Source organism: Pradoshia sp. Z3_51 (genome assembly GCF_058215915.1).
The window spans coordinates 119,680-142,216 of record NZ_JBZAJC010000006.1; the positions used below are offsets into that span (position 1 = coordinate 119,680).

The following is a 22,537-nucleotide window of genomic DNA, read 5'->3' on the forward strand; positions in this document are numbered from 1 at the left end:
GTTGATTCAATACCTCCAAAAATCAGTCTGTATTTAGAACTCATTAAATGGAAATAGTTCCATTGATCAATCCAACAATCGCCATACCGGCAAATACAACAAACGCTGCTGCAATAGCCAATTCTGTTTTCGTAAATACTTGTTTAATATTCGCTTCTTTCTGTACAGCTCTGTAAATCAGGATACCTGGTGCATATAAAAGCATAGTTAATAGTAAGTATCCAATACCGGCTGCATAAACCATCCAAACACCATATACACTTGCCACAATACCAACAATAATGTTTTTCACGCGATCTGCGGCAGTATCTTGTAAGGAATATTTCAATTGATAGAATGCTGTAAATGCATACGGAATTAAAATAGCTGAAGATGCCAATGAAAATGCAAAGTTATAAGCTTGCTCAGATACAAGGAATGTCAATAGGAACACTTGAATCAGACCATTTGTAATCCATAAAGAATTAGACGGAGCCCCATTTTTATTAACTTTTGCAAACCATTTAGGGAATAATTTATCCTTACCTGCTAAGTAAGGAATCTCGGATGCCAGCAATGTCCATCCCAACCAAGCACCTAGGACAGAGACTATTAATCCAAGATTGATGAATGTTGCTCCCCATGGACCTACCATTTCTTCAAACACATATGCCATAGACGGATTAGCCAAACCGGCTACTTCTGCACGATTCATTGCACCGATAGACATAATATTAATTAATACGTAAATGATTAACGTACTAATCAAACCAATGACAGTCGCTTTACCAACATCCTTTTTGTCTTTCGCACGGCTGGATAAAACAACCGCTCCTTCAACCCCAATGAACACCCAAAGTGTTACAAGCATAGTGCTCTTTGTTTGGGACATAACATCACTAAATTTGAAGCCAGCACCAGTTCCCCAGAAGTCGTCTAAGAAAATATCCGCATTAAAAGCAAAAATACCAATAATGATAAATAGGAAAATAGGAACTAATTTTGCAATTGTTGTTATTGTATTTACAAGTGTTGCTGAGTGAACTCCTCGTAAAACTAAAGCATGCACAGCCCATAGCAATACGCTGGCACCAATGATTGCAGCTATGTTTTGTCCACCTTCAAACATAGGGATAAAGTAACCAATGGAAGAGAACAAAAGTGTAGCGTATGCTACGTTACCTAACCATGCAGACAGCCAGTAACCCCAAGCACTGTTGAATCCCATAAATTTACCAAATCCAGCTGAAGCATAGCTGTAAACTCCACCATCAAGATCCGGTCTTTTATCATTCAAGTTTTGGAAAGATAACGCTAGCGCGACCATCCCTATACCAGTAATTGTCCATCCTAAAATAATTGCACCGGGAGAAGCTGCACCAGCCATATCTGAAGCAAGGTTAAATGCTCCTCCTCCAATCATAGAACCTATAACAATGGCAATTAAGGCAAATAAGCCAATCTTTTTATCTTCTGCCATTTTTTCTTCACCTCGTTAATTTGATAATGGTAGCAGGGAATTGTGTAGAACCAATTCCCTGCTCATCTACTTATTCAATATTTCCTAATGTCAATGCCATTACAGATTTGATTGTATGCATTCTGTTTTCAGCTTGATCAAATACTTTGGAATGCTTGCTGCGGAAGACTTCATCTGTAACTTCCATTTCAGCTAATCCGTGCTCTTCATGAATCGCACGACCATAAGAAGTTTCTAAGTCATGGAATGCCGGTAAGCAGTGTAAGAAGATCACGTTGTCATTTCCAGTCATTTTGATCATATCCATATTCACTTGATATGGAGCTAATAAAGCGATACGTTCTGCGAACTTGTCTTCTTCTCCCATTGATACCCAAACATCTGTGTAGATAACATCAGCGCCGGATACTGCCTCTTCAACATTAGATGTGATTGTTACACGGCCTTGGGACTCTTTTGCTAATTCCTTAGCAAGTTCAACAATAGATGCTTCTGGGAATAAAGATTCCGGTGAACAGATACGTACATCCATACCAACTTTTGCACCGCCGACAAGTAAGCTGTTTGCTACGTTGTTACGGCCATCCCCAACGTATACGAATTTAACGCCTTTTAAGTGGCCTACATTTTCTTTCACTGTTAAGAAGTCCGCTAAAGTTTGAGTTGGATGCCATAAATCTGTAAGACCATTCCATACAGGAACTCCGGAGTGCTCAGCCAAAGATTCCACTTTTGCATGTTCAAAGCCACGGAATTCGATACCATCAAACATACGGCCTAAAACTTTAGCAGTATCTTCAATAGATTCTTTTTTTCCAAGTTGGATATCATCTTTTCCAAGATACTCAGGATGAGCGCCTAAATCAGTACAAGCTACCGTAAAAGCACAACGTGTACGAGTTGATGGTTTTTCAAATAATAAGGCAATATTTTTACCTTCCATATAACGGTGAGGAATGCCTTGTTTTTTCTTTTCCTTTAACTCAGCAGCAAAATCAATCATGTGTAAGAATTCTTCTTCAGTGAAATCTTTCTCAGCCAAGAAACTTCTACCTTTAAGGTCTGGTCTTGTTTTAATCATTTTATATACTCCCTCCAACGATAACCTTTTAATCAACTAAATCTTTTATTAAATGTCTTCACGTACTAGAGGCATGCTCATGCAGCGTGGGCCCCCACGGCCACGAGACAATTCAGAGCTTTTGATTTCAATAACTTTTACACCATGTTTGCGTAAGCACTCGTTTGAGATATAGTTACGGTCATATGTAACAACTACACCAGGTGCAATCGCCAGTGTATTGGAACCATCATTCCACTGTTCACGTGGAGCTGCGATTTCATCTCCGTCACCACAAAGGATGATTTCAAGTTCAGGCAAGTTAAGCACTTCTTTTAAAGTCTCTTTAATGTCAGTACGGTGTGTGATATTTACATTAAATTCATCAGCGCCTTTTTCAAGGATGTAAATATTCATTTTACCGCCAGGTCCCTGAATCATCGGATGCATTGTAAATTTATTGTAGTCTACCATTGTAAATACAGTATCCAGGTGCATGAATGCACGGCAGCTAGGTATTTCAATAGCTATTACTTTCTTGAATTGATTTTGTTTATTCAAGATGCTAAGCGCGAATTTTTCGATTGCTTTAGCAGATGTTCTTGCTGAAACACCGATTGCGACTACTTCTGGGCTTAATACCAGTTCATCTCCCCCCTCAATTGGGTTATGATAAGTACGGTCAAGCCATACAGGAACATCTTTACCAGCAAAACGTGGATGATGCTTGATAATATATTCCATGAACATGGACTCTCTGCGTCTTGCAGGTTCGCGCATGTTATTAATTGTTAAACCGTTTCCGATAGCTGCTGCCGGGTCCCGCGTAAAATACAGGTTTGGCATTGGATCTGTATAGAATGGATAATGGTCTTCCATCAATTCATACAAATGTGTTTTTTTGCTGATCTCCAGTTCATTTTTGCGGATACCGGACATAATTTTGTCAACCATGTCTTCATTTGAAAATGATAATAAATACTCTTTAAGATTTTCAAATGTACCCTGTACCTTTGCATTGCTTTCTTCAAGCATGCGGCTAACAAATTCCTCTTTCACTTCAGGATTTGTAAGAGATTCTGCAGCAAGCTTCTCAAGGTATAAAACTTCTATTCCTTGATCTCTTAGTGTATTAGCAAAATAATCGTGCTCTTCCTGAATAATCGGCAAATAAGGAATATCATCAAACAATAGTCTCTCCAGATATTCCGGAGTAAGATTTTCTACTTCTTTTCCGGGACGCTTTAACATTACAGTTTTTAAAGTGCCGATTTCAGAAGTAACATGAATTGGATTTGTCATATTGCCTTTCCTCCTGCACACCTTATTTTTCTTACATTTTTAGTGTAAAGGAACGAAAAAAAGAGATTTGTGATTTTTTACACACAAAAAATGTGTAAATCCTCACATAAATCTCTTTAAATAGAAAAGTTTATGTATGAATATTCAATTAATTGTTTTTAATTTCCTATTATTTCGCATAACTATGTATATTTTTTTGCATATCATACTTGAAATATAAAAAAATATTTCTTATAAATTTGCAACTGTTCTTAACCTTTCTTCCAGGGCCTCTGCTTGATGGATTGTACGGCAAATAATCATACAGGTATCATTCCCACATATAGTTGCCGCCTTCTCTTCCCACTCAAGTTCATCTAAAATTGCCCCAAATGAGTGGGCATGGCCAGGTAATACTTTTAGGATAATAAAATATTCTATTCTTTCAATATTTAATAATGCGTCTTGCATTTTTTTACGTAGTTTCATTGTGTCATTGTACTTATGATCTCCGATAAATCCATACTTCGTCCCTCCGGTCTTAGATGGATATTTTACCAGGCTTAATTCCCGGATATCTCGAGAAATGGTGGCTTGTGTAATATGCAACCCTTGCTTAGATAATTCTTCGACCAGCTGTTCCTGAGTTTTAATTTCATTATTCTGAATTACCTGCTTAATAATAGCGAGTCTTTTTTCCTTATTCATAATAAAATACTCCTTTTACTAAGTTCTATAATTCTATTTATACTCATTTGTGCATAGATGAGCAATATATTCATACAAAAGAATATTTTGTATTGACTTTCTATTCGGAATTTCTATACTATTTGTATATAAAATAATAAAGATAATATTTATGATGAAGAATAGTACTTAAAATACAAATTATAGCGAGCCGGGAATGGTGAGAGCCTGGTATTAATGGTTTTAAGGAACGCCCTTCTGAAATGCTCATTCGAACAACTTTAGTAGTTTGGGCCGGACTTTTCCGTTATAAAGTTAAGGTGGTTCATTAGAACAAGCAGAGTGGTACCGCGGGTTTACAGCCCGTCTCTTAAAGATTTTTAAGAGGCGGGCTTTTTTTATTATATTTTACTGGAGGCTGAGGATATGGATATAAAACTAGATGTAGCTTCTCATATGAATGAAGTACTAAAAGGTGACTTAAATCTTGAAACATGCTTGTCTTTGGTCGAAACCCCAAAGAACAAAGAGCATGGAGATTTGGCATTTCCCTGTTTCACTCTCGCAAAACTGTGGAAGCAATCTCCGCAGAAAATTGCAGTAACATTAGCTGACCAACTAAAGGATGAACGTTATGAGGATGTAAAAGCTATTGGACCGTATGTTAACTTTTTCCTCGATAAAAAGTCTATCAGTGAAAGAGTAATGAATACGATATTAACTGATCAACATCAGTACGGCACACTTTCTCTTGGACATGGTGAAAATATCGCAATTGATATGTCTTCACCCAATATCGCCAAGCCCTTTTCGATGGGGCACCTTCGCTCCACAGTAATCGGAGCCTCTATAGCCAATATTATTAAAAAATGCGGTTATACCCCTGTTAAAATTAATCACATTGGTGATTGGGGCACTCAATTCGGAAAATTAATTGTAGCCTATAAAGCTTGGGGAAATGAAGAAAAAGTTAAAAAGAGTCCCATCAGCGAACTTTTAAAGTTATATATTATCTTTCATGAAAAAGCCGAAACAGAACTTGAGCTAGAGCAACAGGGACGTGACTGGTTCAAAAAGCTGGAAGATGGGGACGAAGAAGCCACGAAATTATGGAAATGGTTCAAAGAAGAATCCCTGAAGGAATTCGAGAAAATATATGAGCTGCTTGGCATTCAATTCGACTCTTTTAATGGGGAAGCTTTTTATAATGATAAGATGGCAGAGGTTATAGAAATAATTGAGAATAGCGGCCTGCTTGTAGAAGATCAGGGTGCCATGGTAGTCAAATTAGAGGAAGAGGGATTAACACCTTGTTTAATCAAAAAATCCGATGGTGCGACTCTTTATGTAACACGGGATTTATCAGCTGCTTTATACCGTTACCGTACCTACGACTTTGCCAAGGCTGTATATGTAGTCGGAAATGAACAATCCTTACATTTTAAACAGCTTAAAGCTGTTTTAAAGAAACTTGGATTTGACTGGGCTGACGACATTTCACATGTACCATTCGGAATGATTATGAAAGACGGCAAAAAAATGTCGACTCGTAAAGGAAGAGTGGTCCTCCTCGAGGAAGTGCTGGCCGAATCAATCGAGCTTGCTCGTAAGAATATTGAGAATAAAAATCCTGATTTAAATAACAAAGATGAGGTTGCAAGACAAGTAGGCGTAGGAGCTGTTATATTCAACGATTTGAAAAATGACCGTATGAATAATATTGAATTCTCGCTCGAAGACATCCTAAAATTTGAAGGTGAAACTGGTCCCTATTTACAATATACAAATGCTCGTGCCCATTCTATTCTTAGAAAGGCCTTTACTCCTGCTAGTGCATCAGCAGGCTTGAGTGATGAATATAGCTTTGATATTGTAAAGCATTTGCTGGCATTTCCATCCGTGATTGAGCGGTCTTTCAAAAAAATGGAGCCATCCGTTATTGCTAAATACTTGATTGACTTGGCTCAATCATTTAATCGCTATTATGGACATATACGCATATTAGAGAATGACAGTGAATTGCAAAATCGCTTGGCTTTAATAAAATCAATTACCATCGTTCTTGAAGAAGGCATGCATTTATTAGGAATGGAAGCACCGCAGGAAATGTAATCCCAGCTAACCTTCAATAAAAAATATCGGAGAACCGCTTCTATGATACACGGTTCTCCGATATTTTCTATTAAGACCATTATGATTGAATTGTAAATTCAGGTACCCCTTCGAAAGCGGCTAATTCATCAGCTGTAAATTGCACTCTAATCTCTTTTTTTTCATGAACCTGTAAATAAGCTGTTACTTGTTTTTCTTTCTTTACCGAATCGGAAACAGGAAAATGCAACGTTACCTGCTGTGATTGATGCTCATAATTTTGCAGTATAATTTTGCATTCATACAGATTACCTTCATCCTGCTCTTCTATTGTACATTCGCTTTCCAAATATTCTATAGCATTAGCTCCATTCTCAGCAGCATAAATATACGTTTTGGCAGAAGTACTTAATAGACTGTTAATTACAAAAGGAATAGCAAACAATAAGACAACCAAGAATACCGGTTCAAATTTCATATATTTCTTTAAAATCTGAGGATGCTCCATAAATAGCCATTTCAAAAATAACAAGATTCCGCTGACCTGAATGATAATGGATACAATCCAAACATAAGAGACCCCAATCTCGGCTGTAACAGGAATAGAGTACGCTTGAAACAGTTGATGGCCTATAGTTTCATCCTGACCGGGCCATTTCAGTTGTAATACTAACCCCCAAATAAATATAACTGCTCCCAGTGTATGATAGGAAGTTTTGATCACATTACCCCTCCATCCCTTTAGTATAATATTCCTATTATAGTAGGGAGATGGAGAGATTTTCAATTAATCAGTTCATAAATTTTCCTCATATAACTTCTTCTTCAAAATATTCAGGTTTATGAATATGAAGCATTCGATCTTTTATGGATAGAATCTGATCCTTCTTTAATTTATTTACGACCATACTTACGGTTTCTCTGGAGGTTCCGGACATAACAGAAATTTTGGTTGTTGTAATCGGACAGTTAATACGAATGACCCCTGATTCTTCTTCACCCAAATCATTCATTAAATAATCAATCGTATTCAACACTCTTACATGTGCACTAGGGGTCATAACGTTTTTAACTCGATTTTCTTGTACCGCAAGCAACTCATTGACTTGTAGGATTACTTTTTTAAGAAGTGCAGAGTTTTTTGCCACAATACTTTCGAATGCATCCGCTACCATATAGAAGACCCGAATATCTGTTTCTGCAACGGCACTGTGATTGTAGTCCTCATTTTTAAATAAGCCCATATAAGGAAAGACCGTGTTCTTTTTGACGTAACTTGTATATAATAAGCTACCCTGTTGATTCGATTTTTCAAGCATAACAAAGCCTTCAAGCAATATATATATCCTGAGTCTCGGATCTCCTTCAAAAAATAGATATTGACCCTTCTTATATGTTCTTTCATATATAAAAGGCTCCAGTTCTTTTATCTCTTTTTCTGATAAGCACGAAAATAGGTCAACTTGTCTTAATAATTGAATTGCTTTTGCTTTCATTCGAACACCCACTTATATGTATTGTTCAGTTTACTATCAATTCTTCTATTAAATTCAGCTTGCAAACAAAATATGTTTAGAGCTGATAACAATATAAAAATCCCTTTAAGGCAAGATTCTACTTAACCTTATTTCACTCCATTGACATACAAACATATCTGATGCTGATCGATTGGACCTTATCCTTGCAGTAATATAGTATGGGAGCGAGTAACCATACGTATGATTTGAATATAGTTTCTATTCTATTACTATCAAAATGTATAATATCTCTTCTTTAATATTATCAAAAAATTATATTAAAATAATTAAAAGTAGATAAAAAAACAAAAAAGTATGTATTTTTAATAAATTCATTATTAAAATACATACTTTTTTATCACTCTATCCATATTTATTTAATTGGAACGTCATTTACACTCGCGCAGCACTACTTATTTTTGCCTGATTCAATTCAACATTTGCTTCTTCTATAAGAATAGAGTAATCTAAATTGTCTGTCGCTACCCGTGTAGACGCTCCTATAAATACAGTAAAATCATTTATATTGGATGCTGATTTATTTTCATCTGTCAGCTGAATAAGCCCATTTCTTAATTCAGCTTGCCTCTCTCTTATTTGTTTACCAAATAGTCCTGAAAAGATGACAGCAAATCTGCTTCCCTCTATATGAGCTACAACTCCCTCTCCGTTCACTGCCTCGCATAATTTTTTAGATACTTCCATTAATACATGGTCACTATAGGTAAATTCCTGATCCCTCCTATACTCCTTCGTATAATCAATTTCGATTAAATATAATGTAACAGGTGTTCCAGACTTTTTAGATTCAAGCCAAACCTCAGTTAAATAAGAATTAAAATAACGTCGATTTGGGATATTTAAAATATAATCTGTGAATGACATTTGCCGTAATTGTTCATTTTTTTCATTTAATAGTTTTATTGAATTAAATTGGTCAGTTATCTCACTGAATACGAGTACAACTGCTTCTATATGTTTATCTGCATTTAAAACAGGATTGGCACTAACTTCGAGCCAAATAGGCTGTTGAAATTTGAAATTTTTTATGCCTATAACTTCTTTTTCAACCGGTTTACACGTATTTAATGAAACCGATATTGGGATATCATTTTTATGCATTAGATTTCCATTTCTGTCTACGAGTCCCCATAGGCCATCAATCAATGATACAGAAGAAGCACTTTCAGCTGCTATTCCAAGGATCTCACTCCCAACTCGATTTATATCAATAATTTTCCCTTGGGAATCACTGATAATGATTCCATATAAAATCGAATTAATAGATTGTCCCCTCTCCATATCACCCACGTTTATTGGCTGTCTGGATATGTAATAGGATTGAAGACTAATAACAAAAATCAATAAACCAGAGAGGAGGATTGTTCCAAATTCCAAATGTTCATAATCAAATAGGATTACTATAAAATTCAAGCCTAATAACAAGAGAAACAGAGTGAGAAATACCGGATAATATCCTATAAATAAACCCGGTAATTTTCCATATGACTTTTGTCTCATTCATTCACCTTTTCTTTACATATTATTTATATAGTTCGCACTTATGTGGTTTTATATGACTATCTCTTTATTATAAAATAAAAAATAACAATAACTGCCATGTAACATATTCTTAAACTAAATATAAAATAGTAATTTATCATTCATAAAAAACATCTATTTTGAGCCATATTAGATTGTTATTAAACAAAAAATACCCCCTGCCGATTTAAGATCAGCAAGAGGTATTCAATGTTAATTTCCTTATGAAGATGTAGAAAACATGTATTTCTTATGATGGTATCTTATGCTGAATATTAATCCGAGCGCCATCATATTGCCGAGCAATGAACTTCCCCCATAGCTTAAAAATGGTAAAGGAATACCGGTAATCGGCAGCAAGCCGATCGTCATCCCAATATTTTCAAACACATGGAAAGTCAGCATACAGATTACACCAACACATATATAGGTATTAAAATCATTTTTAGTTTCAAGTCCAATTTTTGTCATGTTATAGATCAATAAGAAGAATAAGCTGATGACAATACTTGAACCAAGGAATCCGTATTCTTCTCCAATGACAGCAAATATGAAATCTGTGTGACCTTCTGGCAAGTAAACTTCCCTATTTCCAAATCCCTTACCGGATGTGGTGCCGGATCCAATCGCTAATAGTGATTTAATTAACTGGTATCCTTCTGAGGAAGTATAGTTATACGGATCAAGCCATGCATATATACGCCCAAATTGATACTGTTTAACATGGAAATATTTCTCCATAATATTTGGATGCCATACAACGAGGTAAAAAATAACTCCAACTAACAGTGTGCCACCGCCAAATATCGGTAAAAGCAATTTCCAAGTGATACCCGATACAAAAATCATCCCAACCATAATCGCAATCATGACAAGAGAAGTACCCAAATCGGGCTGTTTCATGACAAGCAAAATCGGAATAGCTGTAGTAAGTACGATTTTACATAAAAGGATGAAGTCCGTTTGAAGTGTTTTAATCCGATGCTTCAAATGATGATTTTGGATAAGAGCCGCCAACGCCAAAATTAGAAATACCTTCATAAATTCCGATGGCTGAATTGAACCAATACCAGGAAATCTAAACCAGCTCTTTGCTCCATTGACAACTGGAGCAATACTTGTTGGTGCAATTATAATGGTCATCAATAGAAATAAGCCAAAGAAGTATAAATACCAGCTCATTTTTTTCATTTGGTCAGCATCAAATCTCATGATCACAAATGCAAGGCTGATTCCTACGATATACCAGACAATTTGCTTTACAAGAAAGTTTTCGGCATATTGACCTGTCGTTTGTGCACTATATATAGCCATACAGCTTGTTATAAAAAGCAAAAATACAATAAATAGAAGACCATAATCTATTCTCGACGTGAAATTTTTATTGTTAGACATGATAAACCACCATATTCATTACTAGTTAGGCCAGTAGCCATTTTCTTTATTATACTTGAACAAGATAAAATCACAACTGACACGGCATCAAGAATATAATTCCTGAAAAAGATAATTATACATATAAATCATTATCAATTCCACTTTCTGCAATACAGTTCTTCTTTTTACTATTTTTAATGGATTCTAATTGTACCAGTTTTATAGATTTGAACTACAAACATTTGCATCTGCAAGGAATCTTAAAATCGTTAATTTTTTCTATTTTCCATGATTAGTGTTAATGAGAAAAGTAATAAGGGTACATACTACTAAAGAGCTGACTAAAGGAGTGATCTTTTATGGAACATAAATCTAAACAAACATTCCGTCATACATATATTCCTTTAACTTCCTCTACAAGCGGAATGGGTATTGAGGTAAAAGAAGATATTTATGTCCTGAATACGCAAATTGTCAATGTGACACTGGCCGGACTTCCTAATCAAGACAATTTTGTTCTGATTGATGCCGGTATGCCTAAAGCAGATGACGAAATTATTGATGCAGTAAACAAACGGTTCGGTGAAGGCAGTATGCCAAAAGCGATTATTTTAACACACGGCCACTTTGACCATGTTGGTGCACTCGAAGAATTACTGGATAAGTGGGATGTGCCCGTATATGCACATGAGCTGGAAATCCCTTATATAACCGGACAAAAGAATTATCCTGAACCTGACTATAAAGCAGAGGGCGGACTTGTTCCGGATATTGCTCGCTTCTTTCCTAATCACGGCATTGATCTTGGCAATAAAGTGCAACCTCTTCCTGCTGATGGGAGTGTTCCTGAAATGCCTGGATGGAGATGGATCCATACGCCTGGGCATACACCTGGACATATTTCATTATACCGAGAAGATGACGGCTTCCTGATTGCCGGAGATGCATTTGTTGGTGTAAAACAGGAATCCCTTTATAAAGTCCTTACTCAAAAACAAGAAATCAGCGGTCCGCCCCGTTATTTCACAACAGACTGGAAAGCCGCAAAAGATTCAGTCATACAATTAAACCAGCTAAATCCAAACTTTGCTGTAACAGGTCATGGTCTTCCTCTCCTTGAGGAATATTTAAAAAAAGAGCTTAACATCCTAGCATCCAATTTTGATGAGATGGCCATTCCGAAACACAGTATTTACAAGGAAGAAGAATAGGCACTTTTTTCAAATGGACACCCTTTTTGATGCCTCTATAGACAATCGAGAATGTCCTGTTAAATCACCTTCTATAAAAATAAAAAAAGAGATTAGATAGTTTCTCTACCTCTAATCTCTTTTTTCATTTCTCTATTTCCGTAATCGAAGGATCCTTCAGTTAACATACAAAGAGACTCAATCATAAACAGCTGATAAATTTAAAATACATTTGTCATCGGTTACTTATAAAATACGAATCAGCTGATTATGCAGGTTCCGTATTCTAACATTACAAGAAACTCAACTATATATTTCATTTCTCTATCCCTGTACCCTCTATCACATTCGTTCACATAATCTGTAAGGTTAGAATGATTCGCACGAATTATGCTGCAATTCCATTTAATTTTAAGGATATAATAAATATTTTTACTTTGTTCGCCTTTTCCAGTGACTTACCTCTACGAAACAAACACGTTGATTGAGCCTCTTTATAGGTTAAAACTTTGTATATGATCCTTCTGCCTTAATAATAACTCATATCCCATTCAAATAAATGCCTACATTTTGAACTTTTTGTTAATTATTACCTATTTATTTTACACACCCCTCCATATTTCCTTTATGATTATCTTAGAAATGCTGAAAAGGAGCTGCCAAAGGTGAAAAGGATTCTATTGATAAGTTTTACAGCTATTATCATAATCTTACTTATTTACATATCCATTCTTCAATTCAATATGTATCGCTACGCAAATCAAGAACAGGAGAAAACAATTGATTATATTATTGTACTCGGGGCAAGAGTAAAAGGTGAAACACCATCTCTGTCACTAAAGTACCGTATTGATGCTGCGGCTGACTTTTTAATAAATCATCCTAAATGTATGGCAATCCTATCCGGTGGCCAGGGAGATGGTGAGGATATTTCAGAAGCTGAGGCAATGAAAAGAGGATTAGAGGAATACGGTATACCAAGCAACAGATTAATTCTCGAAGATGCTTCGACAAACACGAAAGAAAACATATCATTTTCTAAAGAACTTATACCAAGCCACCTAAATTCTGGTGCCGTTGTAACAAATGATTACCACCTCTATCGAACAATCAAAATAGCTGAGAAACTAGATTTAAAATTAACTGGAATCCCAGCTAAAACACCTAAAATTTCAAGGCTGAAGTCACATGTCAGGGAGTACGCGGCTATAACATCCTATCGGCTAAAAAAAGACATTAGCTGGTGATTGGAATCAAAAAAAAGAAATGTAGATTATGGCTGTCCCATTTTCTGCATTTCTTTTTAGTAACATCTTGTTATTCCCACGGTCTTTTTGTTGTGATGTATTCAGCAAGCTCCTTACTTTGGATACGATGAAGTTTTCGTTTAGCAGCGCGAATGCTCCCTGTCTCATTCAGTTTCTTCTCTTCCTCAGTTTCAGGGACGATGGTTGGAACACGACATGGCCTTCCTCCTTCATCTAGTGCAACAAAAGTAAGAAATGCTGTGGCTGCAATTTTACGTTCTCCACTCATTAAATTTTCAGCAATTACCTTTACAAATACCTCCATAGAGCTCTTACCAGTATAGGTCACATATGACTCCAAACATACAGAGTCCCGGGTTGTAATGGGATTTAGAAAATCTACAGAATCTGTTGAAGCCGTAACCACCGTTTTACGGCTATGTCTCGTCGCTGAAAGTGAAGCTGTCATATCAATATCACTCATTAACTTTCCGCCAAATAACGTATTATGATCGTTTACATCGCTCGGAAATATACGGTTTGTTTTTACAATTCTTGTTTCACTGCATGTCTTTGTTTCCAAGTTGTTACCTTCTTTCCTTCTACGCTCATTTATTCTTTTTATATCTTACTATATGGAATGTTTCAACCAATACGATTCAGTGTACAGACAATATTAGTACAATTTAAGGAATCATCAAATTTGATAAATTGTTGTATAAATTATTTAATTAAATTATGGTATGCGTATAATTCCCATAACCTTTCCTGAAGGAGGAATTTAATTGAAGAGATTATTAGCCGCACTAACAGATAGGGTTACTACTAAACGCGGCATGTGGATAACGTTAATTGCATGGTTAGTGGTGACCTTAGGATTATTCTTATTTGCACCAAGTGCCAAAGATTATGATGTGTCGAGTATACAAACATTACCTGATGATGCAAAATCCGTTATTGCCAACGAAGAACTGAACAAATATTTTAAAGATGATCAGGGGGTCCCAGCCCTTTTAGTATTCTCAGCTGAGTCAGGAAAAGCAGACACGCAGACAATAAGTCAAGCGATGGATGTGATCATTAAGGAAGATATAAAAGGAGTTAAGGAAGCTGTTCCTTTTTCTTCACTGCCTCCACAGGCACAGGTACAATTCTTATCAAAGGATGGAACAACAGCTGTTGTACCGCTTAATTTTGAAAGCTCACTTGAGTCAAAAGAGATTCAAGCCGGTATTGAGGATATCTATGCTGCAGTAGAAGATACCACTGCTGATATGACATTCAAGATTACTGGACCGGCGGGAATTGCCGCTGATACATTGGGCTTATTTTCAAAAGCCGACCTTGTCTTATTATTTTCAACAGTTGGATTGATTTTAGTCCTGCTAATTGTTATTTATCGTTCCCCATTATTGGCACTTATTCCGCTTTTGGCTGCTGGTTTTGTGTATATAGTGGTTGATCAGGTACTTGGTATAATGGGAAAAGCCGGTTTGGAAATGAGTACCCAATCTCTATCCATTATGACCATTCTCTTATTTGCAGCTGTAATAGATTATTCTCTATTTGTCTTTGCACGATATCGAGAAGAACTGAAACGTTATACCAGCAAGCATGAAGCAATGAGTTTGGCGATGCGAGAAACAGGCGAACCTGTTTTCTTCTCAGGCGGGACGGTTTTGGCTGCCATGCTTGTCCTATTCCTGGCTAAAAATGGGGACTATCAAAGCTTTGCACCTACCTTTGCCACAACGATGTTTATCATCATGATCGCATCAGTGACACTCGTTCCGGCTTTATTTACCCTATTTGGCCGAAAATCCTTTTGGCCTAAGGTCCCTCAGGTTGGGGAAAGTAATCAAACAAAAGCTACTTTCTGGTCCAGAACTGCAAACTTTGTTACCACCAAGCCTTTAATGGCTGGAGGAATTGTATTTGCTATTCTGCTTATCTCTGCCTTAAACATATTTAATATAGAATATGAATTTGATACAGTAAAAGGATTCCCAGAGGATATGCAATCTCGCGAAGGCTATGAGATTGTGGAAGAAAAGTTCGATAAAGGTGACTTGGCACCAACAACTGTTTTACTTAAATCTGAACAATCTATTTCAAAGGAACAAAGTGAAAAACTTGCAAAGTCACTTGAAGAACAAAATCTGGTGGCAAGTATTCGCCAATCAGGTGCTACTGAAGATGGGAAAGCACTACAGTACAGCCTTTCATTTTCAGAAAGTCCATATGCATTAGAATCCTTAGATGCTTTAGAGTCTATACGAGACAAATCAGATACACTCTTAAAAGAAGCAGACATTGAAGGGGAGCTATACTTCGCTGGAGAAACTGCTACCAAAGTGGACGATCGAACTATTAATGATCGAGATATTATCGTGATTGTCATTGCAGAAACATTACTCATTTTAGTTCTACTATTTGTTTTGACCAGATCATTCAAGATGCCTATCTATATGATGGGAACGATTTTGCTATCCTTCCTGGCAGCTCTAGGCCTTGGAACATTTTTAACAGATATCCTATTTGGTATTGATGCTATTAACACCCGTGTACCGCTGTATGCTTTCGTTTTCCTTGTAGCACTGGGTATCGATTATAATATTATTTTAATATCCAGATACAAAGAAGAACGTGAAAAGCACCCTGTTAAAAAAGCTGTAGAAATCGCGGTGGCTAATACAGGCGGTGTCATTTCCTCCGCTGGAATCATTCTTGCGGCCACATTCGCTGTATTAATGACACAGCCCATAGCCGTTTTATTTGTTTTTGGTTTTATTGTAGCAATAGGCATTATATTGGATACATTCCTTGTAAGAGGCCTATTACTGCCTTCTCTAATCCTGTTCTTTGAAAAAGATGCAGATCAACAGAAAGAAGTTCATTCAACTAAACTGTAATTTAACCCACCAATACCCGGTATTGATGACAGGATTTAAATGTCACCGATACCGGGTATTGATATTTTATAGTTTGGAAAAGAATAATTTGATCCGTCTTTCATTATATTCACCAAAATCAACCATTATAGAAAGTATGACTGTGTATCAATATCCGAATCACTAGGAGGACAGGATATGACCGAACAAAATTTTGCTAAACAACAGGAAGAACAACGACTATCAACCATTATCAAGATTATTGAGAATAAAGCCAATAAGCTGAACCAATCATCAGGTGGACTCAAGGATGAAGTCATTTATATTCGCAAAACCTTTTGGGAAGATGTCACCGTCAATATGGACAATATTGAGGATGCAGTCGAAACATTGGCGAGCATAAAACAGCAATCTGAATTACTGTCAGAAAGAGAAAGAACCCAATATCAGATTACGAAGCAACTAAAAACACTGGACCTACTTAAAGACTCCCCATATTTCGGCAGGATTGATTTTCATGAAGACGGTGAAGAACAAATAGATCAAGTCTATATTGGAATTGCTTCTCTAATGGATCAGAACAATGAAAATTTCCTGATCTATGATTGGCGTGCCCCAATCTCGAGTCTATACTATGACCACTCACCCGGACCCGCTGAATATCAAACACTCGAAGGGCCCATCACGGGCACGATGGAGCTAAAGAGACAATATATCATCAAAAATGGAAAGCTTAAAAGTATGTTTGATACCGGCTTAACAATAGGGGATGAACTCTTAAAAGAAGTTCTTGGCACCCGTGCGGATAATCAAATGAAGAATATTGTTGCCACGATTCAAAAAGAGCAAAATAAAATTATTCGTAACGTACAAAGTAAGTATTTGGTCGTCCAGGGTGTGGCCGGAAGCGGTAAAACTTCGGCTGCCCTTCAGCGCGTGGCTTTTTTACTATATCGTTATTTTGGGAAGATCAAATCAGATCATATCTTATTATTTTCTCCAAATCCCTTATTCAACAGCTATATAGCCACTGTTCTGCCTAATTTAGGTGAAGAAAACATGCAACAAATTACTTTTCAGGATTATATCGAAAAGTATGTAGGTAACGAATTTGATATCGAGGATCCTTTTCAGCAAATGGAATACGTATTGAAAAATGAACAGGATGAATATTACCAGGCTCGACTTGAAGGAATTCGTTTTAAATCCCATTTGCAGTATAAACAATTGATAGATGCCTATATTCACCATCTCAGTCGACAGGATTTAAAATTTAAAACAATTTCTTTCCGCGGTGAAACACTTATTTCGGCAAGTGAAATTGCGGAATACTTTTACTCTCTTGATAACAGGAGTCCTATCCAACTTCGTATGCAGACCGTGAAGGATTGGCTTTTACAAAAGCTGGATCAAAAAGAAAAACTCGAATATAAAAAAGAATGGGTAGAAGATGAACTAGAGTTACTTGAAACAGATGAATATACCGAGACTTATTTGGAGATTCAGGCAAAAGATCGCTTGTCAGAGGACACATTTAATGATTTTGAACACGAGAAAGATGAATTGGCAAAAAAATTAGTTCGTAAATATTTTAATCCAATAAAAAAAGCCATTAAAAATCTAAAATTTATCCATGTAAAAGCTATCTATAAGAACTTCTTCCTTAATAGCTATAAATATATCAATGATGCAGATTATCCTGAATCATGGCCAAGGATTTGTGATTACACCTTAGACAAATGCAAACAAAACCAATTAGCCAATGAAGATGCAACAGCTTATATTTATTTAAAGGCACAATTGGAGGGGCGAAAAACTAATAATATTATCCGGCACTTATTTATTGATGAGGCACAGGATTATTCGCCATTTCAATTTGCTGTTCTTAAACAACTTTTTCCAAATAGTAAAATGACCATTTTAGGCGACTTTAATCAGGCTATTTATGCTCATTCGATGAATGCGCCAACCCTTCTGTCTAATGAGCTGTATGAGTCAGAGAGCTTTGAGAAGATGGTTCTGACAAAGAGCTACCGATCAACCCGTCAAATTGTTGACTTTACGAAGGAAATTTTGGGCAATGTCCAAATTGAGCCATTTAATAGAACTGGGCCAAAACCTACAATAAAAATCGTAAATAACAATTCAGAACGGACCCAGGAAATAATGAATCTGATCGCTTCTTTGGAGAACACTGGTCATCAAACCATTGCGATTATATGCAAAACAGAAGAAGAAACTCGGAATGCCTACGTAGAATTATCAAAAAACCTCGATGTCCAGCTCATGCAAAAAAACACCTATTCGTATAATAAGGGAATATTAATTCTGCCTTCCTATTTATCAAAAGGAATTGAATTCGATGCTGTCATTATTTTTGATGCATCAAAAGAAACCTATAGCCGCGAATTGGAGAGAAAATTATTCTATACGGCTTGTACAAGAGCTATGCACGAACTCTATCTGGTTAGCAGTGATGAAATGAGTCCATTTCTTGATGGGATACCGACTGATTTATACCATGTTGATTAAAGGCATAAAAAGACCTGAATGGGCTATAACCCTTCAGGTCTTCTCCATTTATGGAGTTATTTATTCTTGTCCCGGAAAATAGATGGTAAAGGCTGTCCCTTCACCAGGCTTGCTTTTTACACGGATTGACCCTTTCATCGAATCAATTATCCGATATACCGCCATCATTCCAAGACCTGTTCCTTCTACCCCTTTTGTTGAATAATAGGGCTCGCCCAAACGCTTTAATTGTTCATTGGTCATACCAATGCCCGTATCGATGATATGTATATCTACACCTTTCCTCTTATGATCCGTGTTGATTGTAAGAGAACCCCCATGACCCATTGATTCGATTCCATTTTTTAAGATATTAACGAAACATTGCTGAAATAATTGCTTTTCTCCTCTCACTATAAAGGAAGCTACTTCAATCTGAATACGTACATTTCGCATAGTAGCCAGCGGCTGAACAATATCAGCTACTTTATTCAACTCTGCTTGAATATTGATATCTTCTTTACTGTTAATATGCGGTTTAGCAAACGCCAGAAAATCTTTAATAATGTTATCAGCCCGGTCCAATTCGGATAGCGCAATATCAATATACTGCTCCTTTTTTTCCTTCGTAAGATTCTCATCACTTCTTAATAATTGTAAAAATCCTTTCGTGGCTGTTAATGGATTACGAACTTCATGTGAAATTGAGGCTGCTAAATGACTGACAGACTGCATCTTTTCCGTATCAATCAATTTACTTTTAAAGTTTCTGTTTTTCTCTAGCCTTTCTATTGAATAAACAAGCCAGACCGTTCCAGTTATATACAAGAAAACATATAAAATTTGATTTAGTGTTTTAATATCGTTAATCATTATAATTGTAAAAATCTCCATAATAGCCAAAGAGGAAATAAGCGCCGTTACAAAGGAGGCTACTAAACGCTGTCTGGTCATTAGTTTAACGTATTGCTTTCTAATAACCATTGCAGAGAAAAGGGCAAAAAAACCTGAAAAGAAGTGAAACCATTCAAATGAAGTGGTGTAAAGGATAGACGTAGTAAGCGTCAGCATATATAAACTGATACCAACCGCATACCCACCATAAAAGATACCGATAAAAATGGAGATAGAACTAAAATTCATGATCTGAAAGACAGGAGGTGATTCAGCAGTGAAGAATACAATATTAATAAGAATCGCAATCGCTTGACCAATTCCAACGATTAAAGGACTAATCACTCCAGGTACCTCATATTTAACATGCCAAAAGTAAATGAATTGAATAATAATCAGAATGATAAATAGATTAATAAATAAATTTGCAATGAATTCACTTGTCATCTGATTCTCCTTCTAAACACATCTATACTTTGAAGTTTAGAGGAAAATATATCCAAAGTAAATTATTATTTTTAGAAGTCTCAGTATATTAATCTAAACTCATAAAAGCTAGAACTCTATATTATTAATCTTTTCGTAACCTTCAAAGGCGAGCCTCCAAAACATACTGCAATAATCCCCCTTCATTTCCGGGATAGAAAGTCCTGCATACATTAATTCATCTCCACCATATATTAAGGATGTATGTTTATCGAGGTATTCTTTCTCGGGATTTAACCCCCTGAGCCTCAGAATATGGAACGGTTCTGCAGGCTGTGCCATCATTCTGAAATACATCACAACCGTTTCAGATAAATCTTGACTGACAAATTGCCAAGCTGCCTGATTTCCTGCAAATGGGCTAAGTAATCGATAATACGTGCCAAATTGTATAATCGAACGAATTTCCTTATACAAGGAAATCTGGTCTTTAATCATTTTCTTTTCTAATTGACTCAGTTTGGAAAAATCCAGCTCGTATCCTAGATTTCCTGACATAGCAACATGTCCACGCATGTTTAAAGAAGTGTGACGATGCACCTGATGATTTGGGCTTGCTGACACATGAGCACCCATTGTCACCGGTGGATACACAAGGCTTGTTCCGTGCTGGATTTTTAACCTTGAGATAGCATCTGTATTGTCACTCGTCCATACTTGAGGCATATAAAACAGCATCCCTGGATCATATCTTCCCCCTCCCCCCGAACAACTCTCAAATAAGACCGTTGGATGGCGGGTAGTCAACACCTCTAATATATAATAGAGTCCCAGAATGTAGCGATGCCCTGTTTCTCTTTGGCGTTCTATAGGTAAAGCAAGTGACCCCACTTCCGTCATATGTCGATTCATATCCCACTTCACATAGCTAATAGGAGCAGATAATAAGACATTTGAAACCGATTCAATAATGTACTCACATACCTCGGCTCTTGTTAGATCGAGGACCAATTGATTACGTCCTAATGATTTCGGGCGATTGGGCACTTGAATGCACCAATCGGGATGATTTCGATATAAGTCACTTTCCATAGATACCATTTCAGGTTCAAACCAAAGCCCAAATTTCATCCCAAGCTGATTAATTTGCTCTGCCAGCTTTTTTAACCCGCCAGGTAATTTTTGCTTATTTACATACCAATCTCCAAGAGAAGTTTTGGCGTTGTTACGTTTTCCGAACCATCCATCATCCAGGACAAATAATTCAATCCCAAGCTCCTTACCTTCTCGTGCAAGCTTTAAAAGCTTGTCAGAGTCAAATTTAAAATACGTAGCCTCCCAGTTATTTAACAATACTGGCCGCAGACAATCTCTGTGCTGCCCTCTCGCCAATCGAAAGCGATATAATTCATGATAAGTTCTCGACATGTCACTGAAACCCTTATAAGAATAAACCATAACGACTTCCGGTGTTTGAAAGATTTCTCCTCTCCCCAAATGCCAACTAAAATTAGAGGGATTAATACCAATGGAAAGGCGCGTGGTTTCATACTGATCAACCTCAGCCTGCGCTCTAAAATTCCCACTATAAACCAGACTGAACCCATATACTTCTCCATACTCTTCATTTGTATCTGGCTTTGCCAGGCACATAAAGGGATTATGCTGATGACTGCTGGCCCCACGTCTGCTCTCGATGAGATGGCTTCCGGCTGTTAAACGTTTTCTCGATAGATTACATTCATTCGCATGGGCGCCATATAAAGTGAGCAAATCAAATTCGCTTTCTCTAAAATCAACAGAAGCACTCATGGCTTTAATTATACTCACGGAGTTAGCTCCATGATTTATAAACCGGACTGACCGAGTGATCACATTGGATTGCTCGTATGTACTATACGTCAATATCGCCTGAAGCCCCGTTTGATTATCCATAAGGGTAAAATCTATAGAGGTTGCTTCCTCTTCTTCTTCAATGTACGTAGCAGGTAATCCGGTTAATTTTCGTTTCCCCTTATATATGTGAAAATGTTTATATTTTAAATCAGTAACGGCTGAACCATCCGAAAATTGAACTTGATAGGCCGGCGTACGAAAATCAGTGTTGTTTGCTGGATATTCCTGAGGCAACGTATCAAGGGAAAACGTTCTGTCAAACCCTTCTGGTTGTGGAGAGAACAATCGGTACTTAAACTGTAATTGATTGCTTTCATTCACATCCTTGATCCTTTTCCCCCAATATAAATGAGACAGATATGCTTGATGATAGATTTTTATCACATAGCTCATTTCACCAGCTTGCAAATGGAATATTTTCCGTTTAGGACAGTACGACACTCCCATTTTGATCTCCCTCATATCTTT

At 36.7% G+C, this 22,537-nt stretch carries 16 protein-coding genes and 1 other annotated feature; of the genes, 5 read left to right on the forward strand and 11 right to left on the reverse strand.

What is annotated here, in order from left to right:
* Nucleotides 1–43 precede the first annotated feature (43 nt).
* From arcD to argR, 4 genes are all read right to left on the reverse strand, one after another.
* A complete protein-coding gene (gene arcD / locus AC4BHA_RS13130; protein ID WP_066106450.1) occupies nucleotides 44–1,459 on the reverse strand; it encodes an arginine-ornithine antiporter in 1,416 nt (471 codons plus the stop codon).
* Between the two features lie 70 nt (nucleotides 1,460–1,529).
* Nucleotides 1,530–2,540, reverse strand: a complete 1,011-nt coding sequence (gene argF / locus AC4BHA_RS13135) for an ornithine carbamoyltransferase (RefSeq protein ID WP_066106447.1) — start codon at nucleotides 2,538–2,540, stop codon at nucleotides 1,530–1,532.
* 48 nt (nucleotides 2,541–2,588) lie between these two features.
* On the reverse strand, nucleotides 2,589–3,821 hold the full coding sequence (gene arcA, locus AC4BHA_RS13140; RefSeq protein ID WP_066106443.1) for an arginine deiminase: 1,233 nt from the start codon (nucleotides 3,819–3,821) through the stop codon (nucleotides 2,589–2,591).
* A 231-nt stretch (nucleotides 3,822–4,052) separates the two neighbouring features.
* Nucleotides 4,053–4,508, reverse strand: a complete 456-nt coding sequence (gene argR, locus AC4BHA_RS13145) for an arginine repressor (RefSeq protein ID WP_066106440.1) — start codon at nucleotides 4,506–4,508, stop codon at nucleotides 4,053–4,055.
* A 142-nt stretch (nucleotides 4,509–4,650) separates the two neighbouring features.
* Nucleotides 4,651–4,861 (forward strand) — a binding site (T-box leader).
* Nucleotides 4,862–4,913: 52 nt separating this feature from the next.
* Here argR and argS point away from each other — a divergent pair.
* Nucleotides 4,914–6,599: an arginine--tRNA ligase gene (argS, locus tag AC4BHA_RS13150; protein ID WP_140461733.1), complete on the forward strand. Its 1,686-nt coding sequence runs from the start codon at nucleotides 4,914–4,916 to the stop codon at nucleotides 6,597–6,599.
* 79 nt (nucleotides 6,600–6,678) lie between these two features.
* On the opposite strand, the gene AC4BHA_RS13155 is transcribed toward argS, so the two are convergent.
* The 4 genes from AC4BHA_RS13155 to rodA form a co-directional block, all read right to left on the reverse strand.
* The gene (locus AC4BHA_RS13155) at nucleotides 6,679–7,302 is read right to left on the reverse strand and encodes a hypothetical protein (protein ID WP_139892259.1); all 624 of its coding nucleotides are present in this window, start codon (nucleotides 7,300–7,302) and stop codon (nucleotides 6,679–6,681) included.
* A gap of 85 nt (nucleotides 7,303–7,387) precedes the next feature.
* Entirely contained in the window at nucleotides 7,388–8,074 is a 687-nt protein-coding gene (locus tag AC4BHA_RS13160; protein ID WP_066106431.1) for a Crp/Fnr family transcriptional regulator, read from the reverse strand.
* A gap of 414 nt (nucleotides 8,075–8,488) precedes the next feature.
* Nucleotides 8,489–9,616, reverse strand: a complete 1,128-nt coding sequence (locus AC4BHA_RS13165; RefSeq protein WP_490552430.1) for a GGDEF domain-containing protein — start codon at nucleotides 9,614–9,616, stop codon at nucleotides 8,489–8,491.
* A 243-nt stretch (nucleotides 9,617–9,859) separates the two neighbouring features.
* Nucleotides 9,860–11,032, reverse strand: coding sequence for a rod shape-determining protein RodA (gene rodA / locus AC4BHA_RS13170; RefSeq protein WP_066106425.1), 1,173 nt, complete (start codon nucleotides 11,030–11,032; stop codon nucleotides 9,860–9,862).
* Nucleotides 11,033–11,373: 341 nt separating this feature from the next.
* On the opposite strand from rodA, the gene AC4BHA_RS13175 reads away from it, so the two are divergent.
* Both AC4BHA_RS13175 and AC4BHA_RS13180 read left to right on the forward strand, forming a co-directional pair.
* On the forward strand, nucleotides 11,374–12,225 hold the full coding sequence (locus AC4BHA_RS13175) for an MBL fold metallo-hydrolase (protein ID WP_490552432.1): 852 nt from the start codon (nucleotides 11,374–11,376) through the stop codon (nucleotides 12,223–12,225).
* Nucleotides 12,226–12,869: 644 nt separating this feature from the next.
* Nucleotides 12,870–13,451 carry a YdcF family protein gene (locus AC4BHA_RS13180; RefSeq protein WP_066106420.1) on the forward strand — a complete coding sequence of 194 codons (582 nt, stop codon included), beginning with the start codon at nucleotides 12,870–12,872 and terminating at the stop codon, nucleotides 13,449–13,451.
* A gap of 70 nt (nucleotides 13,452–13,521) precedes the next feature.
* On the opposite strand, the gene AC4BHA_RS13185 is transcribed toward AC4BHA_RS13180, so the two are convergent.
* Nucleotides 13,522–14,034 (reverse strand): acyl-CoA thioesterase, encoded by a 513-nt coding sequence (locus AC4BHA_RS13185; protein WP_066106417.1) that lies wholly within the window; start codon nucleotides 14,032–14,034, stop codon nucleotides 13,522–13,524.
* 202 nt (nucleotides 14,035–14,236) lie between these two features.
* On the opposite strand from AC4BHA_RS13185, the gene AC4BHA_RS13190 reads away from it, so the two are divergent.
* Both AC4BHA_RS13190 and helD read left to right on the forward strand, forming a co-directional pair.
* Entirely contained in the window at nucleotides 14,237–16,363 is a 2,127-nt protein-coding gene (locus AC4BHA_RS13190; RefSeq protein WP_490552434.1) for an MMPL family transporter, read from the forward strand.
* Between the two features lie 177 nt (nucleotides 16,364–16,540).
* Entirely contained in the window at nucleotides 16,541–18,874 is a 2,334-nt protein-coding gene (gene helD, locus AC4BHA_RS13195; protein ID WP_490552436.1) for an RNA polymerase recycling motor HelD, read from the forward strand.
* Between the two features lie 60 nt (nucleotides 18,875–18,934).
* Here the strand turns inward: helD and AC4BHA_RS13200 are convergent, their stop codons facing one another.
* Together AC4BHA_RS13200 and AC4BHA_RS13205 are read right to left on the reverse strand one after the other, a co-directional pair.
* Nucleotides 18,935–20,194: an ATP-binding protein gene (locus tag AC4BHA_RS13200; protein ID WP_490552438.1), complete on the reverse strand. Its 1,260-nt coding sequence runs from the start codon at nucleotides 20,192–20,194 to the stop codon at nucleotides 18,935–18,937.
* 108 nt (nucleotides 20,195–20,302) lie between these two features.
* Entirely contained in the window at nucleotides 20,303–22,516 is a 2,214-nt protein-coding gene (locus tag AC4BHA_RS13205) for an alpha-galactosidase (RefSeq protein WP_490552441.1), read from the reverse strand.
* Nucleotides 22,517–22,537: the final 21 nt, after the last annotated feature.